Raw genomic sequence first — 23,150 nt, forward strand, 5'->3', positions numbered from 1 at the left:
GAAGGAAGACCACGGCTTGAGCGGCTCCCCGTGACTCCCTAAGCCCTAAGACCTAAGCCCTACTCCCAGGAGGCCAGCATGGCCGAGCTGCTCAAGACCGCCCTGATCTACGATTTCGACGGGACCCTGGCGCGGGGGAATATGCAGGAGGTCACCTTCATTCCCTCGGTGGGGATGGGGATCGGCGACTTCTGGGGCGAGGCGGACCGGCTGACCAAGTCGGCCGATGGCGACAACATCCTGATGTACATGCAGCTTATGCTGCAGCGGGCGCGGCACAGCGACCAGCCGATCACCAAAAAGCTGCTGGCCGAGCACGGACAGGACGTGAAGCTGTTCGACGGGCTGAAGTCGGACCTGACCGGCACCGGCTGGTTCGAGCGGATCGATGCGATCGGCGCGAAATACGGGCTGGAGATCGAGCACTACATCATCTCGGCGGGCCTCGAGGAGATGATCGACGGCTGTCCGATCCGCGACGCCTTCCACCACGTGTTCGCATCCAAGTTCGCCTATGACGACCATGGGGTGGCGATCTGGCCGGCGGTGGGGGTCAACTACACGACCAAGACCCAGTATCTGTTCCGCATCAACAAGGGGGTCCTGAACCACTGGGACCACGAGCGGATCAACCGGTTCACCGCCGACGAGGACCGGGCCATCCCGTTCGAGCGGATGATCTTCCTCGGCGACGGCGACACCGATGTGCCGACGATGAAGATGATGCACACCAAGGGTGGCTTCTCGATCGCCGTCTACGATCCCCGGAACTCCGAGAAGGACCAGAAGAAAATCTATTCGCTGATCTCCGAGGACAGGGTGAACTTCGTCGCCGCTGCCGACTATCGCGAGGGCCAGCCTCTGGACCTGATCGTGAAGGGGCTGATCGGGCGGATCGCGATCAACGCGGGGACCATGCCGGCCATTGATTAGGAGGCGTCAGCGCCCACCGGCCCTCACCCACGCCTCGCGGGCCGGGAGCAGGCGGGAGGGGACGAGGCCGCGCAGGGGCGCCTGGCCTTTCAGCGTGAGACCGGCGTCCACGCCCTTGCGCCAGGCGAGATCGGCCTCGATGGCCAGACCGGCGGCGACGTCGACGACCGTGAGCCTGGGCGGCAAGGCGGTCTGACGCTCGGTGCGGATTTTCAGGCCGCCGGCCGAGGTGTCGGTGACCACGCAGGCGATCTCGAGCCCGGGCGCGACGAGGATGGCGCGCGCGTTCGACGGCGAGCGGGGCTGGAGGCGGCGGTCGATGGGTCGGGTCAGGGCCACGCTGATCAACGCGCGACGAGGGCGTCAGGCGCCACCGTTTTCATGGATGCGCCGCACGATGCGGCTTTCGTCCAGTTCGGCGACGAGGTCCGCCCTGACGCCGCCGGCCAGCATGTGGCGGGTGATGCGCTCGAACGACTGGATGAAGCGGGCCAGCTCGGCGCGGCGGGCCTCGGGGACGGCGGCGCCCGTCAGTGTCGCCTCCTGTTCGGCGCGCCAGTCGAGGACGCGGTCGAAATCCGGAGCCTTGAGGAACAGCAGGGCGTCGAAGGTCGCGAACAGGCGGGCGTAGTCGGCCCCCAGTGCATGGTTGACTTCCTGCCGCCAGAGACCGTCCGGGTCCTCGTCGCGTTCGAGAGCGTTGGCCGGAGTGGTGAGGGCGGCCTGATCCTCGGGCGTCGCGCCGAGGCACCAGCCTTCGAGCAGGATGGCGCGGGGACGGCCCGTGAAGACCGGCCAGTCCGCCTCGGGGCGGCGGTCGTCGGCGAGTTTGTCGAAGGCGGGCAGCGGGGTGCGTTCGTCGGGTCCGGCGGTACGCAGGCATGTCAGGGTCTCGTCCAGCAGGGCTAGGTCGTGCGTGCCGGGCGGACCTCTGACGGCGAACAGGGGATGGACGCGGGCGGCGAGGTCGGCGCGTTCGGCCTTCGTCAGATAGACGTCGTCGAGGGACAGGGTCGCGCAGGACAGGCGTTTCGCCGCCTCGGCCGCGAGGGTGCTCTTGCCGGACCCCTGCGCGCCCGCGATGGCGATCAGGGGGATGTGGTCCGGCCGCGCGTGGCGGCGGATCAGGTCGTCCACGGCCTGGATCAGCCGCGGATCGACCATGGTCAGTGCTGGTTGGCGGGCAGGCAGACGATCAGGCCGTCGAGGGCGTCGGAGACGCGGATCTGGCACGACAGGCGGGAGTTCGGTTCGACCTCTTCGGCGAAGTCGAGCATGGACTCCTCCATGGCGCTGGGCTTGCCGGTCGCCTCGCGCCAGGCCTCGTCGACATAGACGTGGCAGGTGGCGCAGGCGCAGGCGCCGCCGCAGTCGGCGTCGATGCCCGGGACATTGTTGCGGATCGCCCCCTCCATGACGGAGAGGCCGGACTTGACCTCCACGGCATGTTCGCGGCCGTCGTGCTCGATATAGGTGACCTTGGGCATGGAACCGGGATTAGGGGCTTGTTTCGGCGCGGGCAAGATCGCCCGGCGCAGGGTGGGTCAGGCGGCGACGTAGACCCAGGCCTCGAGGCCCGAGGCGAGGGTGACGAGGACGCGTTTGTAGTCCTCGGCCTCGTAGAGGTCGGCGGCGGCGAGTTCGTCTTCGGTGAGGCGGAAGACCATGCCGGGGATGACGTCCGCCGGGTCGCCGCTGGGGTGAAGGATCCGGTGGTGGGTCAGGCCGCTTTCGGCGATGACCTCGGGGTCGGTGATCTCGATCTCGCCGAGGACGAAGCCGGTGAGGCTGTCGGGCGTCCCGGTGAGGAGACGCCCGAAATTGGCCTGCTGGACCGCCGGGTCCTGAAGCGTGCCGTAGGAGAAGAGGAGGACCTCCGCCACTGCGTACGTCCTAGGCCGCCTGCTTCTTGCGGCCGGGGGCGATCATCAGCTTCTTGGTCTCGGCAATGGCCTTGGCCGGGTTCAGGCCCTTGGGGCAGACCTGGGCGCAATTCATGATCGTGTGGCAGCGATAGAGTTTGAACGGGTCCTCGAGGTCGTCGAGCCGCTCCTGGGTCTTGTCGTCGCGGCTGTCCGAGATCCAGCGGTAGGACTGCAGCAGCGCCGCCGGGCCGAGGTATTCTTCCTGGTTCCACCAGTAGCTTGGGCAGGAGGTCGAGCAGCAGGCGCACAGGATGCACTCGTACAGTCCGTCGAGCTTCGCGCGGTCTTCCGGCGACTGCAGACGCTCGGTGGTGGGGTCCGGATCGTCGGACTGGAGGTACGGCTTGATCGAGTCGTACTGGGCGTAGAACAGGGTCAGATCGGTGACGAGGTCCTTGACCACGGCCTGGTGCGGCAGGGGGCCGATGGCGATGGTCGAGGACGAGCATTCGTCCCAGCCCTTGGTGCAGGCCAGGGTGTTGCGACCGTCGATGTTCATCGAGCAGGAGCCGCAGATGCCCTCGCGGCACGAGCGCCGGAACGACAGGGTTGGGTCGATCTCGTTCTTGATGTGGATCAGGGCGTCCAGCAGCATCGGGCCGTGGTCGTCGGCCGAGACCTCGTAGACGTCCCACGAGGGGTCGGCGTCGACGTTGGGGTCGTAGCGATAGACCTTGTAGGTCTTGACGTTCTTCGCGCCGGGAGCGGCCTTGTGGACCTTGCCGGCCGTCGGCTTCGAGCCGCGCGGGAGGGTGAGTTGAACCATCTCAGTAAACCCTCGCCTTGGGCTTGATGTACTCGATGTCGCTGGACATCGTGTAGGTGTGCACGGGTCGGTAATCGATCGCGACGCCCTCGCCGGGTTTCTTCCAGGCCAGGGTGTGCTTCATCCATTCGTCGTCGTGACGGTCGGGGAAGTCCTCGCGGGCGTGGGCGCCCCGGCTTTCCTTGCGGTTGGCCGCGCCCTCGATGGTGACGAGCGCCTGGTTGATCAGGTTGTCGTACTCCAGCGCCTCGACCAGATCCGTATTCCAGATCATGCCGCGATCGGTGGTCTTGATGTCGGCCGAGCGGGCGGCGATGTCGCGCAGCTTGGTCACGCCCTCGGCCAGGGTCTCGCCGGTGCGGAAGACGGCGGCGTCGGACTGCATGGCGTGCTGCATCTCGTTGCGCAGTTTCGCCGTCGACTGGGAGCCGTCAGCGAAACGGAAGCGATCGAGACGCGCCAGATGTTCGGCGGTGGCCGAGGCCGGGGCGGCCGGGACCGGGGCGGCCTTGTCGACCACCTCGCCCGCGCGAAGCCCGGCGGCGCGGCCGAAGACGACCAGATCGGTCAGGGAGTTCGAGCCCAGACGGTTGGCGCCGTGGACCGAGACGCAGGCCGCCTCGCCGACGGCCATCAGGCCGGGCACCACGGTGTCGGCGTTATCGCCGACCTTGGTCAGGACCTCGCCGTGATAGTTGGTGGGGATGCCGCCCATATTGTAGTGGACGGTCGGGATGACCGGGATCGGCTCCTTGGTCACGTCGACGCCGGCGAAGATCTTGGCGCTCTCGGAAATGCCCGGCAGGCGCTGGTGCAGGATCTTCGGATCCAGATGGTCGAGGTGGAGGAAGATGTGGTCCTTCTTCGGACCCACGCCGCGGCCCTCACGGATTTCCATCGTCATGGAGCGCGAGACGACGTCGCGCGAGGCCAGGTCCTTGGCCGAGGGGGCGTAGCGTTCCATGAACCGCTCGCCTTCGGAGTTGGTGAGGTATCCGCCCTCGCCGCGTGCGCCCTCGGTGATCAGACAGCCCGAGCCGTAGATACCGGTCGGGTGGAACTGGACGAACTCCATGTCCTGCAGCGGCAGGCCGGCGCGCAACACCATGGCATTGCCGTCGCCGGTGCAGGTGTGGGCCGAGGTAGCCGAGAAATAGGCGCGGCCGTAGCCGCCGGTCGCCAGGATGACGAGCTTGGCGCGGAACTGGTGGATCGTGCCGTCGTCGAGCTTCCAGGCCGTGACGCCGGTGCAGGCGCCATCCTGCATGATCAGGTCGAGGGCGAAATACTCGATGAAGAACTCGACCTCACGTCGGACCGACTGGCCGTAGAGGGTGTGAAGGATGGCGTGACCGGTGCGGTCGGCGGCGGCGCAGGTGCGCTGGACCGGGCCCTCGCCGTAGTTCTTCGTCATGCCGCCGAAGGCGCGCTGGTAGATCTTGCCCTCGTCGGTGCGGCTGAACGGCACGCCCCAGTGTTCGAGCTCGTAGACGGCCTTGGGGGCCTCGCGGACCAGGTATTCGATGGCGTCCTGGTCGCCCAGCCAGTCCGACCCCTTGACGGTGTCGTACATGTGCCACTTCCACGAATCCTCGCCCATGTTGCCGAGCGAGGCGGAGATGCCGCCTTGGGCCGCCACGGTGTGGGAGCGGGTCGGAAAGACCTTGGTGACGCAGGCGACCTTGAGGCCCTGCTGGGCGGCGCCGAGGGCGGCGCGGAGGCCCGAGCCGCCGGCGCCGACGACGACGACGTCGTATTCGTGATCGACGATTTGATAGTCAGCCATCTCAGATCCCGAAACCGGCGGGGAGCGGCGCCGAACCCAGCGCCAGCCGCACGATGAAGAAGACGCTGGCGGCGGCCAGCGCGAGGAAGATCAGGTTCAAAAGGCCCAGCAACAGGGCCTTGGAGCCCGACTTGTGGACGTAGTCCTCGACGATCACCTTCCAGGCCAGGCTGGAGAAGCCGAAGAAGACCAGGGCCGTGACGATCAGCAGGCCCGCGTTCAGCCGGTTGGCGAACCATTGCAGGACGACGTCGTATTCGGCGCCCGCCAGGGTGAAGGCCGTCGACAGCAGCCAGACGCCCAGCGGCATCATCAGGGCCAGAAGGATCTTTTCCAGCGTCCATTCGCCGGCGCCGTGGCGCTCGGAGACCTTTACGCCGTTCTTGAACTGGACCGAAGCGCTCACAGCGAAACCCTCCCGGTGGCGAACAGGGCGACCCAGAAGAGGACCGCCAGCGGGATCGGCGCGTAGACGGCGATCGAGGACAGCAGGTCGGCGGGCTTGATCGTCAGGGCGCGGCCCGTGTCGTTGATCAGGTGCCGGGCGCCGTTCAGCAGCAGCGAGATCAGGATCACCGTCAGGCCGAAGCCGACGAACAGACCGAGCGGCGAGGCGGCGAGGCCGAGGAAGGCCGCGTAGGCGTCCGGGCCGAAAGCGGCGGCGGCCATCCAGGCGACCACGAAGATCGCGCCGACACTGGCCGCGCCGATGGTGACGCGGAAGGCGATCGAGGCCGTCATGGTGATGTGCCACCGCCAGGTCTGCAAATGCGGCGACAGGGGACGGGGACGGCCGTTGGGCTGAACGACGGAACGACCGGTGTGGTCGTCGGCCGCATTGCCGGGGGAGTTCGACATGCGAATGGTTCTCAAAAAGCTGAGACGGATCAAGGCGTCAGGCGCGATTGCAAGAGGCTTTACGAACCGTCGCGGGGCAGTGTCAACGCGAGGGTGCAGTGCAAAACAGCCCGGAGACGCTGCCGTTCACGCCGCATGGGGAACCGATCACAATTTCGCGTGTTGCAGGTAAGCCCTAGCCATGACCGCCGCGAGACGACACTCTCGCCGCCATGCTGGTCTTCGCACTGATTTCGCTCGCCGTTTCGCCGATGCAGTCGGCGCCCGTCGCCTATACGGCCCAGGTCTATCAGGCGCCGGTGGTCCGGCCGTTCGAGCCGCCCTCGAATTTCGGCCGTGTGACCGAAGAAGGCGACGGCGGGGGCGACCGCACGCTTCGCGTCATCACAGCCCCGGTTTCGGTCGAGGCCTACCGGCGCAGCTACGAACATGCGCCGTCGCGGGCGGACAACGCCTATGACGCCGGGGTCGAGAATGCCGAGCGCGCCATGGACGCCCGGATGGGGCCGCTGGACGGACGCTGGCATCTGAAGGACGGCGAAGGCCGGACGCTGATGACCCTGTCGCTGATGGACCAGGGCCAATCGAAGCCGCTGGAAGGCGCCTATCGCACGGCGGACGCCCAGGCCGAGGTCGGTCCGCTGACGGGGGCGGAACGGTCGGCCGGGTCTCTGGTGCTGGATCTGGACGGCGGGCGGCTGTCGCTCTCGCCGTCCGGCGACGGGTGGACGGGGACGCTGACCCAGGGCGAACGCGAGCGGGCGGTTACGCTGGTTCGCTGAGCCCGCCCCGTTCCGGACCCCTAGCCGAGATCGATCAGATCGAGGGCGCGCGCTCTCGCGGCCGGATCAAAGGCCAGGGCCGAACCCCGACCCCAGACCGGATCGGGCCAGACGCTGTCGTCGCGGCGGCGACCGACCACGTGAACATGCAGCTGGGCCGTGACGTTGCCGAGGGCGGCGACGTTGAGCTTGTCGATCGGCCGGCCCGCCGCCTCGGCGAGGGCGCGGACGATCGCGCCGGCGCGGATGGTCTCTTCCATCAGGGTCGTGCGGTCGGAGACCGACAGATGCTCGAGCTCCGTCGCGCCCGCGACGCGCGGGATCAGGATCAGCCACGGGAAGCGGGCGTCGTCCTGCAGCCGGACATGACACAGGGGCCAGTCGGCGGCGAAGACGGACCCGGCCGTGAAGGCCGGATCGACGGTGAACAGCGCCACTAGTCGAGTCCGTAGACCACGCAGGCCTGATCGGTCAGGACCTGAAGCGGCGGCTGAAGCGCCAGTCGCGCGGCCTCGATCTGGGCCTCGCTGGGGGCGCCGCCGGCGATGGGGGCCGGCGGCGGCGGCGGGGCCATTTCGGCGCGGCTCATGCGGCTGCCCGTGACGACGACGTCCTCCGAGACCGTGGTCGCCTGCGACGCGCCCGAGCCGTAGGAGGGCCAGCCGGCGAGGACATCGGTCTGGCAGGCGCGGCCGGTGGGATCGATGACCCGGACCGAGCCGAGGGTGGCTCCGGCGCTCTCGGCGGCCGAGCGGGCGCGGTTGGCGGCGTCGCGGACGGCTTCGCGGGCGAGGTTGGACTTGGCGACATTGTCGGGCTCGAGGCTGAAATAGACCTGGCCGATCGAGTTGGGCTGGGAGGCGACGACGGTGGCGTAGATCCGCTCCAGCTGGCGCACGTCTCGGACATTGAGGCTGACGGTGGCCTGGGCTTGATAGCGTTCGATGCGGTCGGCGCGGGTGTTGTCGCGCATGATCCCGTTCTCGTCGCGGTACTGGTCGTACAAGGGCTGGGTCGTCAGGCTGGTCTCGACGCGGACGGTCTCGACGCCATAGGCGGCCAGGGTCTGGCTCAGGGCGCGGACCTGGTCGGCGGCCTTGCGCGAGGCTTCGGCGACGCTGCGGTCCACGACCTGGAAGGTGGCCGAGAAGCCGGCGCGGTTGGCCTGAAGCTCGACCCGGACATAGCCGATCGAGGCGATGACCGGATCGCGCATCCACCAGGGGGCGGGGACGTATTGCTGGCCGATGGTGGCGGGGGGCGTCTGGGCCAGAGCGGGCGACGCGAGCGCGGCGGAAAGCAGAAGGGCGGCGAGGACGGGACGCATGGTGGGAACTCCGTTTTGTTGCCTGATCCGAAGCCTTGCAGCCCCGCCCCGCCGGGTCTAGACCGCCCGCCGACGATTTCTGACATCGCACTGCAACAACACCCGGCCTCAAGTAGCGCTCAGCGCGATAGGCCAACAGGAATGGAGACTCCCATGGCTCGCGCGAAGATCGCCCTCATCGGCGCCGGTATGATCGGCGGCACCCTGGCCCACGTGGCCGCGCGCGAAGCCTTGGGCGACGTGATCCTGTTCGACATCGCCGAGGGCACGCCCCAGGGCAAGGCGCTCGACATCGCCGAGGCCACCGCCGTGTTCGGTTCGTCGGTCTCGCTGAAGGGCGCCAACGCCTATGCCGACATCGCGGGCGCCGACGTCTGCATCGTCACCGCCGGCGTGCCCCGCAAGGACGGCATGAGCCGCGACGATCTGGTCTCCATCAACCTGAAGGTCATGAAGGCCGTCGGCGAGGGCATCAAGGCCCACGCCCCGAACGCCTTCGTCATCTGCATCACCAACCCGCTCGACGCGATGGTCTGGGCCCTGCAGAAGTTCTCGGGCCTGCCGCACGAGAAGGTCGTCGGCATGGCCGGCGTGCTGGACTCGGCGCGCTTCGCCTACTTCCTGTCGGAAAAGACCGGCGTCTCGGTGCAGGACATCCACGCCTGGACCCTGGGCGGTCACGGCGACGACATGGTGCCGATGGTGCGCCACTCGACCATCGGCGGCCTGCCCCTGCCCGACGCCGTCGCGGCCGGCTTCCTGTCGCAGGCCGATCTGGACGCCATCGTCACCCGCACCCGCAAGGGCGGCGGCGAGATCGTGGCCCTGCTGAAGACCGGTTCGGCCTTCTACGCCCCGGCCGAGAGCGCCATCGCCATGGCCAAGTCCTACCTGCTGGACCAGAAGCGCGTCCTGCCCTGCGCCGTCTGGCTGTCGGGCGAATACGGCCTGTCCGACCTCTACGTCGGCGTGCCGGCCCTCCTTGGCGCCGGCGGCGTCGAAAAGATCGTCGAGTTCACCACCAACGAAGACGAGAAGGCGATGTTCGCCAAGTCGGTCGCGTCGGTGCAGGGCCTGATCCAGTCCTGCAAGGATCTGGAGCCTTCTCTCGCCTAGGGGCGCTACCGCTCGCGACGCGGTCGCTCGCTGCTTGAGCGCAAGAGTCGAGAAGGGCCGCGGAGCGATCCGCGGCCCTTCTCTTTTGTTGGATTACTGGGCCGGAGGTGTCGCGGCCGCCGGCTGTTCCGTCGCGACCGTGCGGCCGAGGTCGACGGCGAGGCTGCGCCAGACCTGGATGGGGTCGTCGAGCTGCTGGGGGCCGGCGCCCTGGCTGAGGAGGACGTCGTACTGGGCCACGGCCTGGGGGTCGCCGCCCTCGGTCTCGGGCGCGGCATGGAAGGCCTTCACGAAGCGGCGGCCGCCGTTCCAGCGCGAGACGATGTCCGGCGTGGCGTTGGCGCCCGAGAAGACGGCCGTGAACTGGACGTCGGGGCAGCTGCCGTTGGTGCAGGAGAACAGGGTCATGACCCAGCGCAGGGGGCCGTCCTCGACGCGCAGATAGACCCGGTCGTTGTTGGTCTGGGGCGGGGCGACGGTCAGGCCGGCGGCGGTCAGGCGGCCGGTGACCTCCGCCACCGTCAGGCCGCTCCAGCGCGCGGGCGCGGCGGTCTGAGGCGCGGGGGTCGCCGGTGCGGCGGGCGCGGTCTGGGCGAAGGCCGGGACGGCGAGCGCCATCAGGGCGGCGGCGAGGGCGATGGATTTCATGGTCGTGTTCCGTGTGATGCCGCCACCCTAGGCGGCTTTGCGGCGAACCCAAGGCTGGGGCTCAGTCCTTGTGTTCGGCCTGTTCCAGCCAGGACTGGCTCGACATCTCGTTGAGGCGCGAGACCGTGCGCTCGAACTCGAAGGCGCCGTCGCCGGCGGGATAAAGCTGTTCCGGGGCTCCCGCCGCGAGCGCGACGAGCCGGGTCTTCGCCTCGTACAGGGCATCGATCAGGGTGACGAAGCGGCGGGCGGAGTGACGGTTGTCCGGCGTGATCAGGGGCACGCCGTCGAGGAAGAGGGTGTGGAAGCGCCCGGCGATGGCCAGGTAGTCCTGCGGGCCCAGCGGCGCTTCGCAGAGCTCGGCGAAGGTGGCGCGGGCCAGCCCCCCGGCCGTGCGCTCGATGACCACGTCGCGGCCGAGGACGGCCAGATGGGCCGGGCATTCGGGCATGTCGCCCCTGAGCGCCTCCCACAGGGCCTCGAAGCCCTCGCGGCGGGCGCCGGTCTCGCCACCCTCCTGCCTGCCGGGATCGTACCAGACGCGCGAGGCTCTGATCCGGTCGAGGCGCCAGTCGCGGGCGCCGGTCAGCTCCAGAACCTGGCAGCGCTCCTTGAGGCGTTCGATGAAGGGCAGGAAGAGCTGGCGGTTGATGCCGTCCTTATAGAGGGCGTCCGGCGCGCGGTTGGAGGTGATGCAGACCACGACCTTGCGCTCGAACAGGCCGTCGAACAGCCGGCCCAGGATCATGGCGTCGGCGATGTCGGTGACCTGCAGCTCGTCGAAACACAGCAGGCGGGCTTCCGAGGCGATCAGGGCGGCGACCGGCTCGATGGGGTCGTCGCCCCTGTGCGTGCCGAAGACGGCCTGGCGGGCCTTCCTGTCGCCCTCACGCCACTGGCGGATCAGGTCGTGGATCCGGGCCATGAAGGCGTGGAAATGGGCGCGGGTCTTTCGCGGCTCCGGCGCGTGGGCGAAGAACAGGTCCATCAGAATGGACTTGCCGCGTCCGGGAGGTCCCCAGAGGTAGAGGCCCTTCACCTCGCCGACGCCGCCGAACAGGCCGCGCTTGCCGAGGTCCTTCTCCAGCCGGGTCAGGGCATCGACCGCGCCTTTCTGGGCGGGATCGGCGGTCAGCACGCCCGATTTCAGACGTTCGGCATAAGCGCGGGCGATGTGTGACGGCATGGAACTGGGGCATAAACGGCCTGCCCAGGCCTGAAAAGCGGTTGCTTCGCACACGGATGCGCCTAATTGCGACGTCAGGAGATAAAGTCTCCTACCTCCCCCTACCGCGTTCAGGCAGCAAGCGACCGTGTCGCGAGCGTCAGCGCGTCCGAAGGACTGACAAGAATGGGCTATTCCGTCGCTATCGTGGGCGCCACCGGCAATGTCGGGCGCGAAATGCTGACCATCCTGGAGGAACTGGAGTTCCCCGTTTCGGAAATGCACGCGGTGGCCTCGCGAAAATCCAAGGGGATGGATGTCGCCTGGGGCGACAAGACCATCAAATGCCAGGACATCGAGAGCTTCGACTTCTCACAGGTGGACATCGTCCTGATGTCGGCGGGCGGGGACGTGTCGCGCGCCTGGTCCGAGAAGATCGGCAAGCTGGGGCCGATGGTGATCGACAACTCCTCGGCCTTCCGCAAGGACCCGGACGTGCCCCTGATCGTGCCCGAGGTGAACCCCGACGCGATCAAGCTGGCCGGCAAGAAGAACATCATCGCCAACCCGAACTGCTCGACGGCCCAGCTGGTCGTGGCGCTGAAGCCGCTGCATGACGCGGCGAAGGCGAAGCGGGTGGTGGTCTCGACCTATCAATCCGTGTCCGGCGCCGGCAAGGAAGGCATGGACGAGCTGTGGAACCAGACCAAGGCCATCTACGGCCTGGGCGACGCCAAGCCGAAGAAGTTCCCCAAGCAGATCGCCTTCAACGTCATCCCCTTCATCGGGTCGTTCAACGAGGACGGCTACACCGACGAAGAGACCAAGATGTGGGACGAGACCCACAAGATGCTGGATCCGAACATCAAGCTGACGGTCACCTGCGTCCGCGTGCCGGTCTTCGTCGGCCATTCCGAAGCCGTGACGGTCGAGTTCGAAAAGCCCATCAGCCCCGACGAGGCGCGCGCCATCCTGCGCGAGGCGCCGGGCGTGCTGGTCATCGATAAGCAGGAACACGACGGCTACATCACCCCGGTCGACGCGGCCGGCGAGCATGCCGTTTACGTCTCGCGCATCCGCAAGGACCACACGGTCGAGAACGGCCTGGTCTTCTGGGTGGTGTCCGACAACCTGCGCAAGGGCGCGGCCCTGAACGCCGTCCAGATCGCTCAGCTGCTGGACGAGACGGGCACGATCAAGCCCAAGAGCGGGTATCGCACGCTCACGGTGTGACCCCCTCCCGGTGAGGGCTTGAGCGGCCGGGAGCGAAGCGGTTGGAAACGCGACAGGTGAGGGTTCATGCCCTCACCGGTTCGCACCGCGCCCTCACGCTTGGCTGCCATGCGCCCCCCTGGCCGCGCCCCGCGAGTCTCAAGCCCTCCCCCATGGGGAGGGAAGGAAATGACGGATGACCACCCCGCCCGCCACCGAAGCCCGCAACGCCCTGATCGCCGGGATCGGCTGCTATTTCATGTGGGGCTTCATCCCCCTGGTGTTCCAGGCCATGGCGAGAGCCGGGGCCGACCCGTTCGAGATCATGGCGCACCGCACCGCCTGGGCCGTGCCCTTCGCGGGACTGCTGGTCCTGCTGGCCGGCCAGGCCGGCCAGGTGGTCGCGGCGCTGAGAAACCCGAAGGTCATGGGCTGGATCGCCCTGTCGACCACCCTGATCGCCGTCAACTGGACCGCCTATGTCATCGCCGTGAACCACGGGCGGATGCTGGACGCCAGCCTCGGCTACTATCTGAACCCTCTGCTCAACATGGCCGCCGGGGCCTGGCTGTTCCGGGAGCGGATCTCGCGCTTCGGCATGGTCGCCATCGGCCTGGCGGGCGTCGGCGTGGTGCTGCAGGGCGCAGCCCTGGGGCATCTGCCGTGGGTGGCCCTGCTGCTGGCCTTCAGCTTCTGCGGCTATGGAGTGATCCGCAAACGCGTCGCCGTGGAGGCCCAGAGCGGGCTGTTCCTGGAATGTCTGTTGCTGGCGCCCCTGGGTCTCGGCTGGATGTTGTGGATCGGGGCGCAGGGTCAGGGTCATTTCGGCGTCTCGACCGAGGCGACCCTGTGGCTGCTGGCGGCCGGGCCGGTCACGGTGATCCCCATGGTGCTGTTCGCCTGGGCCGCGCGACGGATGCCGCTGTCGACCATGGGCTTCCTGCAGTTCATCGCGCCGTCGATCGTGTTCGTCTTCGGCGTGCTTCAGGGCGAGCCGTTCGGCTGGCTGAGGGGGATTTCGTTCGGCTTCATCTGGGCCGGGGCGGCGGTCTATGCGCTGGGCGCCTGGCGCGCGCGGGGCGGCACAGCCCCTGCCGGCCCGATCGCGCCGGAACCCGGGCTGCTCGACGACCCCGCCGAGGACAGGACGCTCCCGTCCGGGCGGTGACGCTTCGCCCCGGCCCGGAACGGGTCTAGCCTTCGGCCATGGCCGAGCTGTCGAAGAGCCGAAAACGCTGGATTCTGGTCGCCACGGTGCTGGGGTCGAGCCTGACCTTCATCGACGGATCGGCGCTCGGCGTCGCCCTGCCCTCGATCCAGAGGGACCTTGGCGCGGGTCCGGCGGCGGCGCAGTGGATCTCCAACGCCTATCTGCTGACGCTGGGCGCGCTCGTCCTGATCGGCGGGGCGGCGGGCGACCGGTTCGGGCGACGTCGGGTCTTCCTGATCGGTGTCGGTGTGTTCGCCCTGTCGTCGATCGCCTGTGGACTGGCGCCCACCGCGCAACTGTTGATCGCCGGGCGGGCGGCGCAGGGAATCGGCGCGGCCCTGCTGACGCCGGGGGCCCTGGCCCTGATCGGCGCGACCTTTCCGGAGAAGGAGCGCGGCGCGGCCTTCGGGGCCTGGGCCGGGGCCGGGGCCTTGTTCGGCATGGTCGGGCCGCTGGTCGGCGGCTGGCTGGCGGATCACGCCGACTGGCGATTCATTTTCTGGATCAATGTCCCCCTGGCCCTGCTGACGGTGGTCGTGGCGCTCAGGGCCGTGCCGGAGAGCCGGGATGAGAGCGCCCGGGGGCTGGACTGGCCGGGCGCGGTGCTGGCCATCGGCGGGCTGGGCGCGTTGATCTGGGGGCTGACGGCGGCGCCCGATCTGGGCTGGATCCATCCGGGGGTGATCGCGGGGCTGGCCGGCGGCGGCGTCCTGCTGGCGGGCTTCCTGTGGGCCGAGGCGAAGGAGGCGCATCCGATGATGCCGCTGGGCCTGTTCGGCTCGCGGGTTTTTTCCGGGATCAATCTGCTGACCCTGCTTCTCTACTTCGCGCTGAGCGGGGCGATGTTCTTCCTGCCGTTCGAGCTGATCCGGGTGCACGGCTGGTCGGCGACCGGGGCGGGGTCTGCCATGCTGCCGTTCGCGGCGGTGATGGGGCTGTTCTCGGGCGCGGCCGGGAAACTGGCGGACCGGTTCGGGGCGAAGCTGTCGCTGAGCGTCGGGCCGATGCTGGCGGGGGCCGGTCTGATCCTGCTGGCCCTGATGCCGCCGGACGCGGGCTATGTCGCCGGGCCTCTGGCGGGAATGACGGTGATCGCCATCGGCATGACCCTGGCGGTCGGCCCGCTGACGGCGGCGGTCATGGGGGCGGTCAAGGAGGGGCACACGGGCGTGGCCTCGGGCGTCAACAACGCGGTGGCGCGGATCGCGGGGCTGCTGGCGATCGCCTTGCTCGGCGTGTTGCTGTCGGCGGTGTTCGTTTCGAGCCTTGGGGCGGGCGTCGATGCTGTGGATGCGCGGGCCCAGCTCGGGGCCGTGATGGCGGGCGAGGGCGATCTGTCCGCCGGAGCGGTCGCCGCCTTCCACCGGGCGTTTCAGGCTGTGATGGTCGTCTGCGCGGCCTGCGCCATCTTCGGCGGTGTGGTGGGTCTGCTGACCGCGCCGGCCAGGCCTCCAAAAGATGGAGTTCAGAAGGCCGTGTAGAGGGCCTCGATCAATCGTTGCGCGCGGGGGTCGCCGATCAGATACGGCGACTGGCGGGTCATGGCGTAGGCGGCCGAGAGCTTCACGTCCGGGTCGGCCATGACGCAGCTGCCGCCCCAGCCGCAGTGGCCCAGTGCGTCCGGGTTGGGGCCGAAGATGTTGAGGCCCTCGTTCCGCATCAGGCCGGCGGCCCAGGTGATGTCGTAGGGCAGGACCTTGTCCGGGCCTGAGATGCGCGCCTTCGTCGCCTCGGCGAGGACGGCCGGGGAGAGGACGGTCTGGCCGTCGAGCTGTCCGTCGTCGGCGAAGACCCCCATCGCACGGGCGAGGGCCAGGGCCGTGCCGTGCAGGTTGGCGGACGGGATTTCGATGGAGCGCCATTCGGCCGAGCCGCGCCCGCCGGGGGCTGAGCCTTTGTCGAGGAAGGCAGCGGTCTTGATGGCGTCGATGGGGCCGAGGTCGGGGGCTTTCGACGGCTTGCGCAGGGCGGCGACGCGGTGGTGCTCCGCCTCGGGCAAGCCGATCCAGAGCTCGAGGCCGAAGGGGTCGGCGAAGTCCTGACGCAGGGTCTGGCCCATCGTCCGGCCGTCGGCGAGACGGTGAACCTCGTTGGCGAGGAAGCCGACGGTGACCGGGTGGTAGCCCGAGGCGGTTCCCGGCGGCCACATCGGGGCCTGGGCGGCGAGGCGGTCCAGAACAGCGCGCTGGTCGAACCAGATGGCGGGATCGGCGGGGCTGTCGAAACCGGGCAGGCCGTCCTGATGCGACAGCAACTGGGCGACGGTGACCCCGGCCTTGCCGTTGGCGCCATAGGCCGGCCACAGGTGGGCGACCTTCTCGTCATAGGCCAGTTTGCCGCGCTGGACGGCCGAGGCCATCAGCAGGGCCATGATCGCCTTTCCCGAGGAGAAGACGGGGACCAGGCTCCGGTCGGTGAAGGGGGTCTGTTCGCGCGGATCGGCGACGCCGGCCCAGAGGTCGATGATGGTCTCGCCGGCGATGACGACCGAGAAGCGGGCGGCCTGTTCGTTGAGCCCGTCGGGGGCGTCGGTGAAGTTGGCGGCGAAGGCGTCCTTGACCGCATGGAAGCGCGGCGGACAGAGGCCGGAAATCTCGGGGGCGGTGGTCATGCCGGGGTCTTATCCGCCGATTGCGACGCCTGCCACTGAAGAACGCCCCCGGCCGCGACGACGCCCGAGGCGAGGCTGGCCTGAAGCAGGTAGCCGCCGGTGGGCGCCTCCCAGTCGATCATCTCTCCGGCGACGAAGACGCCCGGTCTGGCGGTCAGCATCAACGATGGATTCAGGGCCGGGAACTCGACGCCGCCGGCGGTGGAGATCGCCCGTTCCAGTCCCTGGATGCCGGTCAGCTTCAGCCGGACGGCCTTGATCCGTTTGGCCAGCTTGTCGAAGCCCGGCGGGATGTCGCCGATCTCGCGAAGGACCGCGATGGCGGCGGGAGACAGGCCGCCGGCCTTGCGCAGGTGGTTGGTCATGGAATCCTTGCCGCGCGGACGGCCGAGGCGTTCGGCCAGGGCCGTCTCGGTCAGGTCCGGACGCAGGTCGACGACGAGAGTGGCGGACCCGTCGGCGGCGATGGCGGCGCGCAGGGCCGACGACAGGGCGTAGATCGCCCCGCCCTCGACGCCGTAGCGGGTGACCACGACCTCGCCGCGCACAGTCTGGTCGCCGAAGGTCAGGGTCGCGGGCTTGAGCACCTGACCGGCGAAGCGCTCGATCAGGATGTCGGACCAGGCGACGTCGAAGCCGGCGTTGGCGGGGACGAGAGGGCTGACGGAGACGCCCTCGGCCTCCAGCGTCGGGACCCAGGCGCCGTCCGAACCCAGCCGGGGCCAGCTGGCGCCGCCCATGGCGAGGACGGTTGCGGCGGGATATTCGATCCGTTCGCCGTCGGGGGTGTCGAAGACCAGGGCCTCGCCCTGCCAGCCGGTCCAGCGCGAGCGGGTGCGGATCTCGACGCTGAGGTCGTTCAATCGGCCCAGCCAGGCGCGCAACAGGGGGGAGGCCTTCATGGCGCGCGGGAAGACCCGGCCGCTGGATCCGACGAAGGTCTGCTGGCCGAGGTCGTTGGCCCATGCGGTCAGGTCATCGGGGGAGAAGGCGTCGAGCCAGTCCGAGATCGGCTCCTGCGCCGCCGCATAGCGGCCGAGGAAGGACTCTTGCGGCTCGGTGTGGGTCAGGTTCAAGCCGCCGCGCCCGGCCATCAGGAGCTTGCGTCCCACCGACGGCATGCGGTCGTGGACGACGACGCGGGCGCCGGCCTTCGCGAGGGTCTCGGCGGCCATCAGGCCTGAGGGTCCGGCCCCGATGATGTGGACGGCATGGTCGGCGGGATCGGTCATGGCGCTCCTTAGCCCGTCAACTCTTGCGGAGGAACGTCCGAACCCCGCATACGCTTGTCCGATCATGAGCGTCGCCTTCACGCGCGAGGAGGATCTGGAGGCCACGGCCGCCGATCTGCCGGACCGCCCCATCTCCACCCATCCCAATCTGGTGACGGCTGCGGGCCTCGCCGCCATCGAGGATGCGCTCGCGAGCGCGCGGGCCGCCTACGCCTCGGCCCAGGCGTCGGGGTCCATCGAGGCGGACCGGACGGCCATGGCGCGGGCGACGCGCGACCTGCGCTACTGGTCGGCGCGACGGGCCAACGCCCAGCTGGTCGAGACCGAGGCCGACGGTCGGGTGCGTTTCGGCGGCTCGGTGACGATCGAGCGCGACGACGGCCGGACCCAGACCTGGCGCATCGTCGGCGAGGACGAGGCGGACCCGGCCAACGGCTCGGTCAGCCACGTCTCGCCCTTGACCCGCGCCCTGATCGGCAAGGGCGTCGGCGACGAGGCGATGGTCGCCGGACAGTCGGTGGAAATCATCGCTGTGGACTGACGGCCCGGTCCACCCCACATTGATCCGGACGAGCGCATCGGCGTTCAGGCAGCGAGCCTCCGCGAGGCGAGCGATAGCGAACCAAGAAGGACCTCAATGGCCAGAAAACCCAACTACGGCTTCGAACGTATGGAACGCGACAAGGCGGACGCCGAGAAGGCCGCCCGCAAGGCCGCCGCCAAGCTGGCGAAGAAGGAAGCGAAAGCCCGGGGCGAGGACGTCGACCACCCCGACTGGCAACCGCCGGAAGACGAAGCCGTTTGACTCCACGGCCCCGCTTGGGGCCGGGAGAACGGCATGGCGGCGCGCGGCGAACTCGAGACCTATCAGGCCAAGCGCCGGTTCGACGAGACGCCAGAGCCCAAGGGGCGAAAAGGCGCCGGCAAGACGAAGGCGCGCCGCTATCTGATCCAGCGGCACGCGGCGACGCGGCTGCACTATGACTTCCGCATCGAGATCGACGGGGTCCTGAAGTCCTGGGCGGTGACCAAGGCGCCGTCGCGCGACGTCTCGGTCAAGCGGCTGGCGGTCGAGGTCGAGGACCACCCGCTGGACTACGGCGGCTTCGAGGGAACCATCCCGGCCGGCAACTACGGCGCCGGCACGGTGCAGATGTGGGACGAGGGGACCTGGGAGCCGCAGGAGTCGGACCTCGAAGAAGCGTTCCGCAAGGGCCAGATCAAGATGGTCCTGCATGGCGAGCGGCTGGTCGGGAAATGGGCGCTGATCCGGCTGCGGACCGATCGCGGCAAGCCGTCGAAGCGATCGAACTGGCTGCTGATCAAGGAGAAGGACGAGTTCGCGGTCGCCGGCGAGGGCGACGCCCTGATGGAGATCGACGCCTCGGTCACCACTGGCCGGTCGCTGGCGGAGATCGCCGAAGGGCGGAAGCAGTGGACCGCCTCGAAGAAGACGGGCCAGAAGGCCCCGCCGAAGCCCAGAGCGTCGAAAGCCCTCGCCAGCACCGCGACGAAGCCGCCGGCCTTTACGCCGATCCAGCTGTGCAAGGTCGTCGACCATCCGCCGTCGGGCGCGGGCTGGGCGCACGAGATCAAGTTCGACGGCTATCGCATGCAGGTCGCCGTCGGGGGCGGGAAGGCGAAGCTCTATACGCGCTCCGGCCTCGACTGGTCGAAGAAGTTCCCCGAGCACGCGGCCGACGCGGCGAAATGGCCGGACGCTGTGCTCGACGGGGAGCTGTGCGCGCTCGCCGAAGACCACATGCCGGACTTCTCGGCCCTGCAGGCGGCGATCTCGGACGGGGAGACGGGCGATCTGATCTATTTCGCCTTCGACCTGCTGTTCGAGGGCGGGGAGGATCTGCGCACACTGCCGCTGTCGCACCGGAAGGCGCGGCTCCAGGCCTATATGGACCGGATTCCCAAGGCGGCGCGGTCGCGCATCCGCTTCGTCGAGCATTTCGCCTCGACCGGTCAGGCGGTGCTGGAGAGCGCCTGCCGGATGGACCTCGAAGGGGTCATCTCCAAGACGCTGTCCGCACCGTATTCGGCCGGCCGATCGACGACCTGGGTCAAGTCCAAGTGTCGGGGACGGGACGAGGTGGTCATCGGCGGCTGGACCTCGGAGGGATCGCGGTTCCGCTCGCTGATCGTCGGGGTGCAGGACGTCGATGCGAAGGCCGGACGCGGGTTGCGGCATCTGGGCCGGGTCGGGACCGGCTACAGTCAACTGTTGATCAAGGGGCTTCTGCCGGCGCTTCAGGCCCATGAGACGGAAGACAACCCCTTCGTCGGCAAGGGCGCGCCACGGAAGTCGTCCGCGGGCGGGCTGACGACCCATTGGGTCAGGCCGGTGCTGGTCGCCGAGATCGAGCACGGCGGCTACACGGACAGCGGATCCCTCAGGCAGGCGGCGTTCAAGGGGCTGCGCGAGGACAAGCCGGCGGCCGAGGTCGACGCGGCCCCGCAGGAGGCGGCCAAACCCGCAAAAGGCGGCAAGGTCGCGGCTCCGCCTCAGCTGAAGATCGGCCTGACCGGCAAGGCCAGGGCGGTGGTGGCGGGGCTGACCATCTCCAACCCCGACCGGGTCCTGTGGCCCGCCGTCGACGGGCATCCGGCGATCACCAAGCTGGAGCTGGTGTCGTTCTACGAGGCGGCGGCGGAGCGCATCCTGCCCCATGTCGCCGACCGGCCCGTGTCGATCATCCGCGCGCCCGAGGGGATCGCAGGTGAGGTCTTCTTCCAGCGCCACGCCATGCCGGGGTCGAACCCCCGGCTGAAGCTGATCGATGTGAAGGAGCGCAAACCCTATGTCGGCGTCGTCGATGTTGGCGGGCTGGTCGCCATCGGCCAGTCGGGCGGGCTGGAGCTGCACCCCTGGGGCTGTGCGCCCGGCGATCCGGAGACGCCGGACCAGATCACCTTCGATCTCGATCCCGACGAGGGTCTGGATTTCGGCGATGTGATCGCGGCGGCCAGGGCGATGAAGGTCCGGCTGGAGAAGCTGGGGCTGAACCCCTTCTGCAAGACGACCGGCGGCAAGGGGCTGCACGTCGTCGTGCCGATCAAGGCGGACGCGCGCAGTCGGATCGAGTGGGACCAGTGCAAGGCCTTCGCGAAAGCCGTGTCGGAACAGGTGCGGCTGGAGGCGCCGGACCGGTTCACCACCACCTTGGCCAAGAAGGCGCGGGGCGGAAAGATTTTCCTCGACTATCTGCGCAACGGCCGGATGGCGACGGCGGTCGCGCCCTGGTCGCCGAGGGCGCGACCGGGCGCCGGGATCGCCTTCCCGCTGAGCTGGGGGCAGGTGAAGGCGGGGCTGGACCCGAAGGTCTTCACGCTTCGGACCTATCCCGCCCTGCTGAAGAAGCCCGACCCGTGGGCCGAGTTCCGGGCCGGGGCGGTCAGTCTCAAGCCGCTGCTGAAGATTGTTCTATAGGGAGACGGTCCGGCGCTGGATCACCAGCGTCGCGGCGCCGGCCAGGATCAGGCCCAGCAGGATCATCGCCCATTCCGACAGGGTCGGGACGGGAACGACCGCGGGCGCGATGCGGAAGATGTTGGCCGAGGCCAGATCGGCCACGATCAGGTCGCCGTTCGGGGCCGTCGCCAGTCCGTATGGGAAGACGAAGCTCGGGCTGGTGGCATAGACAGTGGCGGCCGCGCCGGTCGTCGGCACAGCGTAGATGCTGGTGTTCGAGTTCATGTAGAGCACGCCATTCGAGAAGGTCAGCGATCCTCCCTGGTTGCCCGGCACCGTGGTGACGAGGGTTCCTGTGCAGGGTTCTGTGCAGCCCACCGGGGTCCGAACGATCCGGCCGGAGCTCGTCGAGAAATAACGATCGCCATTGGCGGCGATCGCGACGCCGAAGGTCCGGAACTGGAAGCCGCCGCCGTTCGCATGGACGATGGATGTGCAGGGCTCCACGCAGCCTGCGGCGAGCCGGTAGACGTCGGAGCTCTGGAAACTCGAGTAGAAGAGGTTGCCGGCGGCGTCGAACGCGATCTGTTCGGGGGCGTTGGTCGGCGTGTTGGCCACCAGGGTGGGGGTGCAGGGCGCGACGCAGTTGGTGGCGATGCGGTAGATCGCGTTGGCGTTCTCGTCGGAATAATAGAGGTTGCCGCCACGGACGGCCATTCCGGTCGAATAGTTCGCGAGCGTCAGCAGGTCGGTGAAGACCGTGCCGTTGCCGGTGACCCGCTGCAGGAAGCCGTTCCGGGAAACGAAATAATTACCCGACGCGTCGAAGACGCCGCCCGCATGGCCTGTGCTGTTGGTTCCGTAGACCGTGACCGTCTGGGCCGAGGCCGGGGCCGGGGCCGAGAAGCCGAACAGGACGGACAACGCGACTGCGAGGGTCGCCCAGCGAAGTAGCTTGAACATGGAATGCTCCCGGTTTCCGCCGGGAGGCGGGAAACTACTGTCAGCTTGCGTATAGAGGCATCCGGCCGACCGCAATGCATATGAGCGCGCGGTCAGGTTCCGACAGATCAGGCGAACTCCGCCTCCAGGTCCGACAGCCTCGCCGCCTGGTCCTCGGCGATCAGGGCATTCAGCAACGGATCGAGGTCGCCTTCCATGATCTGGGGCAGGCTGTGCAGGGTCAGGTTGATGCGGTGGTCGCTGACCCGGCCCTGCGGATAGTTGTAGGTGCGGATGCGCTCGGAGCGGTCGCCCGAGCCGACCTGGGACTTGCGCGTATCGGAGCGGGCCTGATCCTTCATCTGGCGCTGCATGTCGTACAGACGCACGCGCAGGTTCTTCATCGCCTTGTCGCGATTTACGTGCTGGGACTTTTCCGACGAGGTCACCACGATCCCGGACGGGAAGTGGGTGATGCGGACGGCGGAATCGGTCTTGTTGACGTGCTGGCCGCCCGAGCCGGAGGCGCGGAAGGTGTCGATGCGGATGTCCTTGTCGTGAATCTCGATCTCGACGTCCTCGACCTCCGGCAGGACGGCGACCGTGGCGGCCGAGGTATGGATGCGGCCTTGCGTCTCCGTGGCCGGGACCCGTTGCACGCGGTGGACGCCGCTCTCGAACTTCAGCCGGCCGAACACGCCGTCGCCGGTGACGGTGGCGATGATTTCCTTGTAGCCGCCGGCGTCGCCCTCGGTGGCGCTGTCGAGCTCGACCCGCCAGCCGCGCGAGGAGGCGTAGCGGGAATACATGCGGAACAGGTCGCCGGCGAAGATGGCGGCCTCGTCCCCGCCGGTGCCGGCGCGGACTTCCAGCACGGCCGAGGCGTTCTCGTCGGCGTCGCGCGGGGCCAGCAACAGGGCGACGTCGCGCTCCATGTCCGGCAGGCGGGCGTTCAAGGTCTCCAGTTCGTCGGCGGCCATGGCGGCCATCTCCGGGTCCTCGGCCATGGCTTGCAGGTCCTCGATCTCGGCGCGGGATTTCGCCAGCGCCATGACGGCGTCGGCGACCGGCTTCATCTCGGCGTGCTCCTTGGACAGGCGCACGATTTCCTGACCGTCGGTGGCCGCGCCCATGCGGGCCTCCACCTGATGGAAGCGGTCCAGGACCTGGTCGAGCTTGGACTGGGGCAGGCGCAAGGGCGGAACGTCTCGATATG

General features: G+C 68.7%; 25 protein-coding genes. 9 read left to right on the plus strand and 16 right to left on the minus strand.

What is annotated here, in order from left to right:
* Positions 1–78: 78 nt before the first annotated feature.
* Positions 79–933: an HAD family hydrolase gene (locus tag ACQY68_RS01845; protein ID WP_428151319.1), complete on the plus strand. Its 855-nt coding sequence runs from the start codon at positions 79–81 to the stop codon at positions 931–933.
* Positions 934–939: 6 nt separating this feature from the next.
* Here ACQY68_RS01845 and ACQY68_RS01850 read toward each other — a convergent pair whose 3' ends face one another.
* Genes ACQY68_RS01850 through sdhC form a run of 8 tightly spaced genes read right to left on the minus strand, consistent with a single transcriptional unit; the run spans position 940 to position 6,268 of the window.
* Entirely contained in the window at positions 940–1,272 is a 333-nt protein-coding gene (locus ACQY68_RS01850; RefSeq protein ID WP_428151320.1) for a PilZ domain-containing protein, read from the minus strand.
* Between the two features lie 24 nt (positions 1,273–1,296).
* Positions 1,297–2,097 (minus strand): kinase, encoded by an 801-nt coding sequence (locus ACQY68_RS01855; protein WP_428151321.1) that lies wholly within the window; start codon positions 2,095–2,097, stop codon positions 1,297–1,299.
* A gap of 2 nt (positions 2,098–2,099) precedes the next feature.
* Positions 2,100–2,420 carry a 2Fe-2S iron-sulfur cluster-binding protein gene (locus tag ACQY68_RS01860; RefSeq protein WP_428151322.1) on the minus strand — a complete coding sequence of 107 codons (321 nt, stop codon included), beginning with the start codon at positions 2,418–2,420 and terminating at the stop codon, positions 2,100–2,102.
* 57 nt (positions 2,421–2,477) lie between these two features.
* Complete coding sequence (locus tag ACQY68_RS01865; RefSeq protein ID WP_428151323.1) at positions 2,478–2,816, minus strand: gamma-glutamylcyclotransferase family protein; 339 nt, start codon at positions 2,814–2,816, stop codon at positions 2,478–2,480.
* Between the two features lie 10 nt (positions 2,817–2,826).
* Positions 2,827–3,624 carry a succinate dehydrogenase iron-sulfur subunit gene (locus ACQY68_RS01870; protein ID WP_428151324.1) on the minus strand — a complete coding sequence of 266 codons (798 nt, stop codon included), beginning with the start codon at positions 3,622–3,624 and terminating at the stop codon, positions 2,827–2,829.
* Position 3,625: 1 nt separating this feature from the next.
* Positions 3,626–5,410, minus strand: a complete 1,785-nt coding sequence (gene sdhA, locus ACQY68_RS01875; protein ID WP_428151325.1) for a succinate dehydrogenase flavoprotein subunit — start codon at positions 5,408–5,410, stop codon at positions 3,626–3,628.
* Between the two features lies 1 nt (position 5,411).
* Entirely contained in the window at positions 5,412–5,816 is a 405-nt protein-coding gene (gene sdhD, locus ACQY68_RS01880; RefSeq protein ID WP_428151326.1) for a succinate dehydrogenase, hydrophobic membrane anchor protein, read from the minus strand.
* On the minus strand, positions 5,813–6,268 hold the full coding sequence (gene sdhC, locus ACQY68_RS01885) for a succinate dehydrogenase, cytochrome b556 subunit (RefSeq protein WP_428151327.1): 456 nt from the start codon (positions 6,266–6,268) through the stop codon (positions 5,813–5,815). The genes sdhD and sdhC overlap by 4 nt, the downstream gene beginning before the upstream one ends.
* Positions 6,269–6,480: 212 nt before the next feature.
* On the opposite strand from sdhC, the gene ACQY68_RS01890 reads away from it, so the two are divergent.
* Positions 6,481–7,050, plus strand: a complete 570-nt coding sequence (locus ACQY68_RS01890) for a hypothetical protein (protein WP_428151328.1) — start codon at positions 6,481–6,483, stop codon at positions 7,048–7,050.
* Positions 7,051–7,070: 20 nt separating this feature from the next.
* Here the strand turns inward: ACQY68_RS01890 and ACQY68_RS01895 are convergent, their stop codons facing one another.
* Together ACQY68_RS01895 and ACQY68_RS01900 are read right to left on the minus strand one after the other, a co-directional pair.
* Entirely contained in the window at positions 7,071–7,487 is a 417-nt protein-coding gene (locus tag ACQY68_RS01895; protein WP_428151329.1) for an HIT domain-containing protein, read from the minus strand.
* Positions 7,487–8,377 carry an SIMPL domain-containing protein gene (locus ACQY68_RS01900; RefSeq protein WP_428151330.1) on the minus strand — a complete coding sequence of 297 codons (891 nt, stop codon included), beginning with the start codon at positions 8,375–8,377 and terminating at the stop codon, positions 7,487–7,489. Before ACQY68_RS01900 ends, ACQY68_RS01895 begins: the two co-directional genes overlap by 1 nt.
* Positions 8,378–8,530: 153 nt before the next feature.
* Here ACQY68_RS01900 and mdh point away from each other — a divergent pair, with 153 nt between their 5' ends.
* Positions 8,531–9,493 (plus strand): malate dehydrogenase, encoded by a 963-nt coding sequence (mdh, locus tag ACQY68_RS01905; protein ID WP_428151331.1) that lies wholly within the window; start codon positions 8,531–8,533, stop codon positions 9,491–9,493.
* A 93-nt stretch (positions 9,494–9,586) separates the two neighbouring features.
* Here the strand turns inward: mdh and ACQY68_RS01910 are convergent, their stop codons facing one another.
* Together ACQY68_RS01910 and zapE are read right to left on the minus strand one after the other, a co-directional pair.
* Complete coding sequence (locus tag ACQY68_RS01910; protein ID WP_428151333.1) at positions 9,587–10,141, minus strand: YbjN domain-containing protein; 555 nt, start codon at positions 10,139–10,141, stop codon at positions 9,587–9,589.
* A 61-nt stretch (positions 10,142–10,202) separates the two neighbouring features.
* Positions 10,203–11,327, minus strand: a complete 1,125-nt coding sequence (gene zapE / locus ACQY68_RS01915; protein ID WP_428151335.1) for a cell division protein ZapE — start codon at positions 11,325–11,327, stop codon at positions 10,203–10,205.
* Positions 11,328–11,492: 165 nt separating this feature from the next.
* Here zapE and ACQY68_RS01920 point away from each other — a divergent pair, with 165 nt between their 5' ends.
* The 3 genes from ACQY68_RS01920 to ACQY68_RS01930 all read left to right on the plus strand — a co-directional run bounded on the left by ACQY68_RS01920 (position 11,493) and on the right by ACQY68_RS01930 (position 15,209).
* Positions 11,493–12,539 carry an aspartate-semialdehyde dehydrogenase gene (locus ACQY68_RS01920; protein ID WP_428151336.1) on the plus strand — a complete coding sequence of 349 codons (1,047 nt, stop codon included), beginning with the start codon at positions 11,493–11,495 and terminating at the stop codon, positions 12,537–12,539.
* A 175-nt stretch (positions 12,540–12,714) separates the two neighbouring features.
* Positions 12,715–13,686, plus strand: coding sequence for an EamA family transporter RarD (gene rarD, locus ACQY68_RS01925; protein ID WP_428151338.1), 972 nt, complete (start codon positions 12,715–12,717; stop codon positions 13,684–13,686).
* Between the two features lie 38 nt (positions 13,687–13,724).
* Positions 13,725–15,209 (plus strand): MFS transporter, encoded by a 1,485-nt coding sequence (locus ACQY68_RS01930; protein ID WP_428151340.1) that lies wholly within the window; start codon positions 13,725–13,727, stop codon positions 15,207–15,209.
* Here ACQY68_RS01930 and ACQY68_RS01935 read toward each other — a convergent pair.
* Positions 15,194–16,339, minus strand: coding sequence for a serine hydrolase domain-containing protein (locus ACQY68_RS01935; RefSeq protein ID WP_428151341.1), 1,146 nt, complete (start codon positions 16,337–16,339; stop codon positions 15,194–15,196). The two genes, ACQY68_RS01930 and ACQY68_RS01935, sit on opposite strands and share 16 nt — an antisense overlap.
* Positions 16,336–17,571, minus strand: coding sequence for an NAD(P)/FAD-dependent oxidoreductase (locus ACQY68_RS01940; RefSeq protein ID WP_428151342.1), 1,236 nt, complete (start codon positions 17,569–17,571; stop codon positions 16,336–16,338). The genes ACQY68_RS01935 and ACQY68_RS01940 overlap by 4 nt, the downstream gene beginning before the upstream one ends.
* A gap of 64 nt (positions 17,572–17,635) precedes the next feature.
* Between ACQY68_RS01940 and greA the strand changes: the two genes are divergently transcribed.
* The 3 genes from greA (at position 17,636) to ligD (ending at position 21,010) form a co-directional block, all read left to right on the plus strand.
* Positions 17,636–18,112, plus strand: coding sequence for a transcription elongation factor GreA (gene greA, locus ACQY68_RS01945; protein WP_428151343.1), 477 nt, complete (start codon positions 17,636–17,638; stop codon positions 18,110–18,112).
* Positions 18,113–18,208: 96 nt separating this feature from the next.
* Positions 18,209–18,376: a hypothetical protein gene (locus tag ACQY68_RS01950; RefSeq protein WP_303694703.1), complete on the plus strand. Its 168-nt coding sequence runs from the start codon at positions 18,209–18,211 to the stop codon at positions 18,374–18,376.
* Positions 18,377–18,409: 33 nt separating this feature from the next.
* Positions 18,410–21,010 carry a DNA ligase D gene (gene ligD, locus ACQY68_RS01955; protein WP_428151344.1) on the plus strand — a complete coding sequence of 867 codons (2,601 nt, stop codon included), beginning with the start codon at positions 18,410–18,412 and terminating at the stop codon, positions 21,008–21,010.
* On the opposite strand, the gene ACQY68_RS01960 is transcribed toward ligD, so the two are convergent.
* Positions 21,005–21,955 (minus strand): IPTL-CTERM sorting domain-containing protein, encoded by a 951-nt coding sequence (locus ACQY68_RS01960; RefSeq protein WP_428151345.1) that lies wholly within the window; start codon positions 21,953–21,955, stop codon positions 21,005–21,007. The genes ligD and ACQY68_RS01960 overlap by 6 nt on opposite strands.
* A 107-nt stretch (positions 21,956–22,062) precedes the next feature.
* Positions 22,063–23,130, minus strand: coding sequence for a peptide chain release factor 1 (prfA, locus tag ACQY68_RS01965; RefSeq protein ID WP_428151346.1), 1,068 nt, complete (start codon positions 23,128–23,130; stop codon positions 22,063–22,065).
* Positions 23,131–23,150 lie beyond the last annotated feature (20 nt).

Source organism: Brevundimonas sp., from assembly GCF_965278935.1.
Lineage (GTDB): Bacteria > Pseudomonadota > Alphaproteobacteria > Caulobacterales > Caulobacteraceae > Brevundimonas.

What these genes read in the sequence shown, in the direction of transcription:
- rarD (WP_428151338.1), top strand. Translation starts at nt 12,715, where the DNA reads ATGACCACCCCGCCCGCCACCGAAGCCCGCAACGCCCTGATCGCCGGG.
- zapE (WP_428151335.1), bottom strand. Translation starts at nt 11,327, where the DNA reads ATGCCGTCACACATCGCCCGCGCTTATGCCGAACGTCTGAAATCGGGC.
- ACQY68_RS01960 (WP_428151345.1), bottom strand. Translation starts at nt 21,955, where the DNA reads ATGTTCAAGCTACTTCGCTGGGCGACCCTCGCAGTCGCGTTGTCCGTC.
- greA (WP_428151343.1), top strand. Translation starts at nt 17,636, where the DNA reads ATGAGCGTCGCCTTCACGCGCGAGGAGGATCTGGAGGCCACGGCCGCC.
- ACQY68_RS01855 (WP_428151321.1), bottom strand. Translation starts at nt 2,097, where the DNA reads ATGGTCGATCCGCGGCTGATCCAGGCCGTGGACGACCTGATCCGCCGC.
- ACQY68_RS01845 (WP_428151319.1), top strand. Translation starts at nt 79, where the DNA reads ATGGCCGAGCTGCTCAAGACCGCCCTGATCTACGATTTCGACGGGACC.
- mdh (WP_428151331.1), top strand. Translation starts at nt 8,531, where the DNA reads ATGGCTCGCGCGAAGATCGCCCTCATCGGCGCCGGTATGATCGGCGGC.
- ACQY68_RS01860 (WP_428151322.1), bottom strand. Translation starts at nt 2,420, where the DNA reads ATGCCCAAGGTCACCTATATCGAGCACGACGGCCGCGAACATGCCGTG.
- ACQY68_RS01900 (WP_428151330.1), bottom strand. Translation starts at nt 8,377, where the DNA reads ATGCGTCCCGTCCTCGCCGCCCTTCTGCTTTCCGCCGCGCTCGCGTCG.
- ACQY68_RS01935 (WP_428151341.1), bottom strand. Translation starts at nt 16,339, where the DNA reads ATGACCACCGCCCCCGAGATTTCCGGCCTCTGTCCGCCGCGCTTCCAT.
- ACQY68_RS01890 (WP_428151328.1), top strand. Translation starts at nt 6,481, where the DNA reads ATGCTGGTCTTCGCACTGATTTCGCTCGCCGTTTCGCCGATGCAGTCG.
- sdhC (WP_428151327.1), bottom strand. Translation starts at nt 6,268, where the DNA reads ATGTCGAACTCCCCCGGCAATGCGGCCGACGACCACACCGGTCGTTCC.
- ACQY68_RS01920 (WP_428151336.1), top strand. Translation starts at nt 11,493, where the DNA reads ATGGGCTATTCCGTCGCTATCGTGGGCGCCACCGGCAATGTCGGGCGC.
- ACQY68_RS01940 (WP_428151342.1), bottom strand. Translation starts at nt 17,571, where the DNA reads ATGACCGATCCCGCCGACCATGCCGTCCACATCATCGGGGCCGGACCC.
- sdhA (WP_428151325.1), bottom strand. Translation starts at nt 5,410, where the DNA reads ATGGCTGACTATCAAATCGTCGATCACGAATACGACGTCGTCGTCGTC.
- ACQY68_RS01910 (WP_428151333.1), bottom strand. Translation starts at nt 10,141, where the DNA reads ATGAAATCCATCGCCCTCGCCGCCGCCCTGATGGCGCTCGCCGTCCCG.
- ACQY68_RS01950 (WP_303694703.1), top strand. Translation starts at nt 18,209, where the DNA reads ATGGCCAGAAAACCCAACTACGGCTTCGAACGTATGGAACGCGACAAG.
- ligD (WP_428151344.1), top strand. Translation starts at nt 18,410, where the DNA reads ATGGCGGCGCGCGGCGAACTCGAGACCTATCAGGCCAAGCGCCGGTTC.
- ACQY68_RS01930 (WP_428151340.1), top strand. Translation starts at nt 13,725, where the DNA reads ATGGCCGAGCTGTCGAAGAGCCGAAAACGCTGGATTCTGGTCGCCACG.
- ACQY68_RS01870 (WP_428151324.1), bottom strand. Translation starts at nt 3,624, where the DNA reads ATGGTTCAACTCACCCTCCCGCGCGGCTCGAAGCCGACGGCCGGCAAG.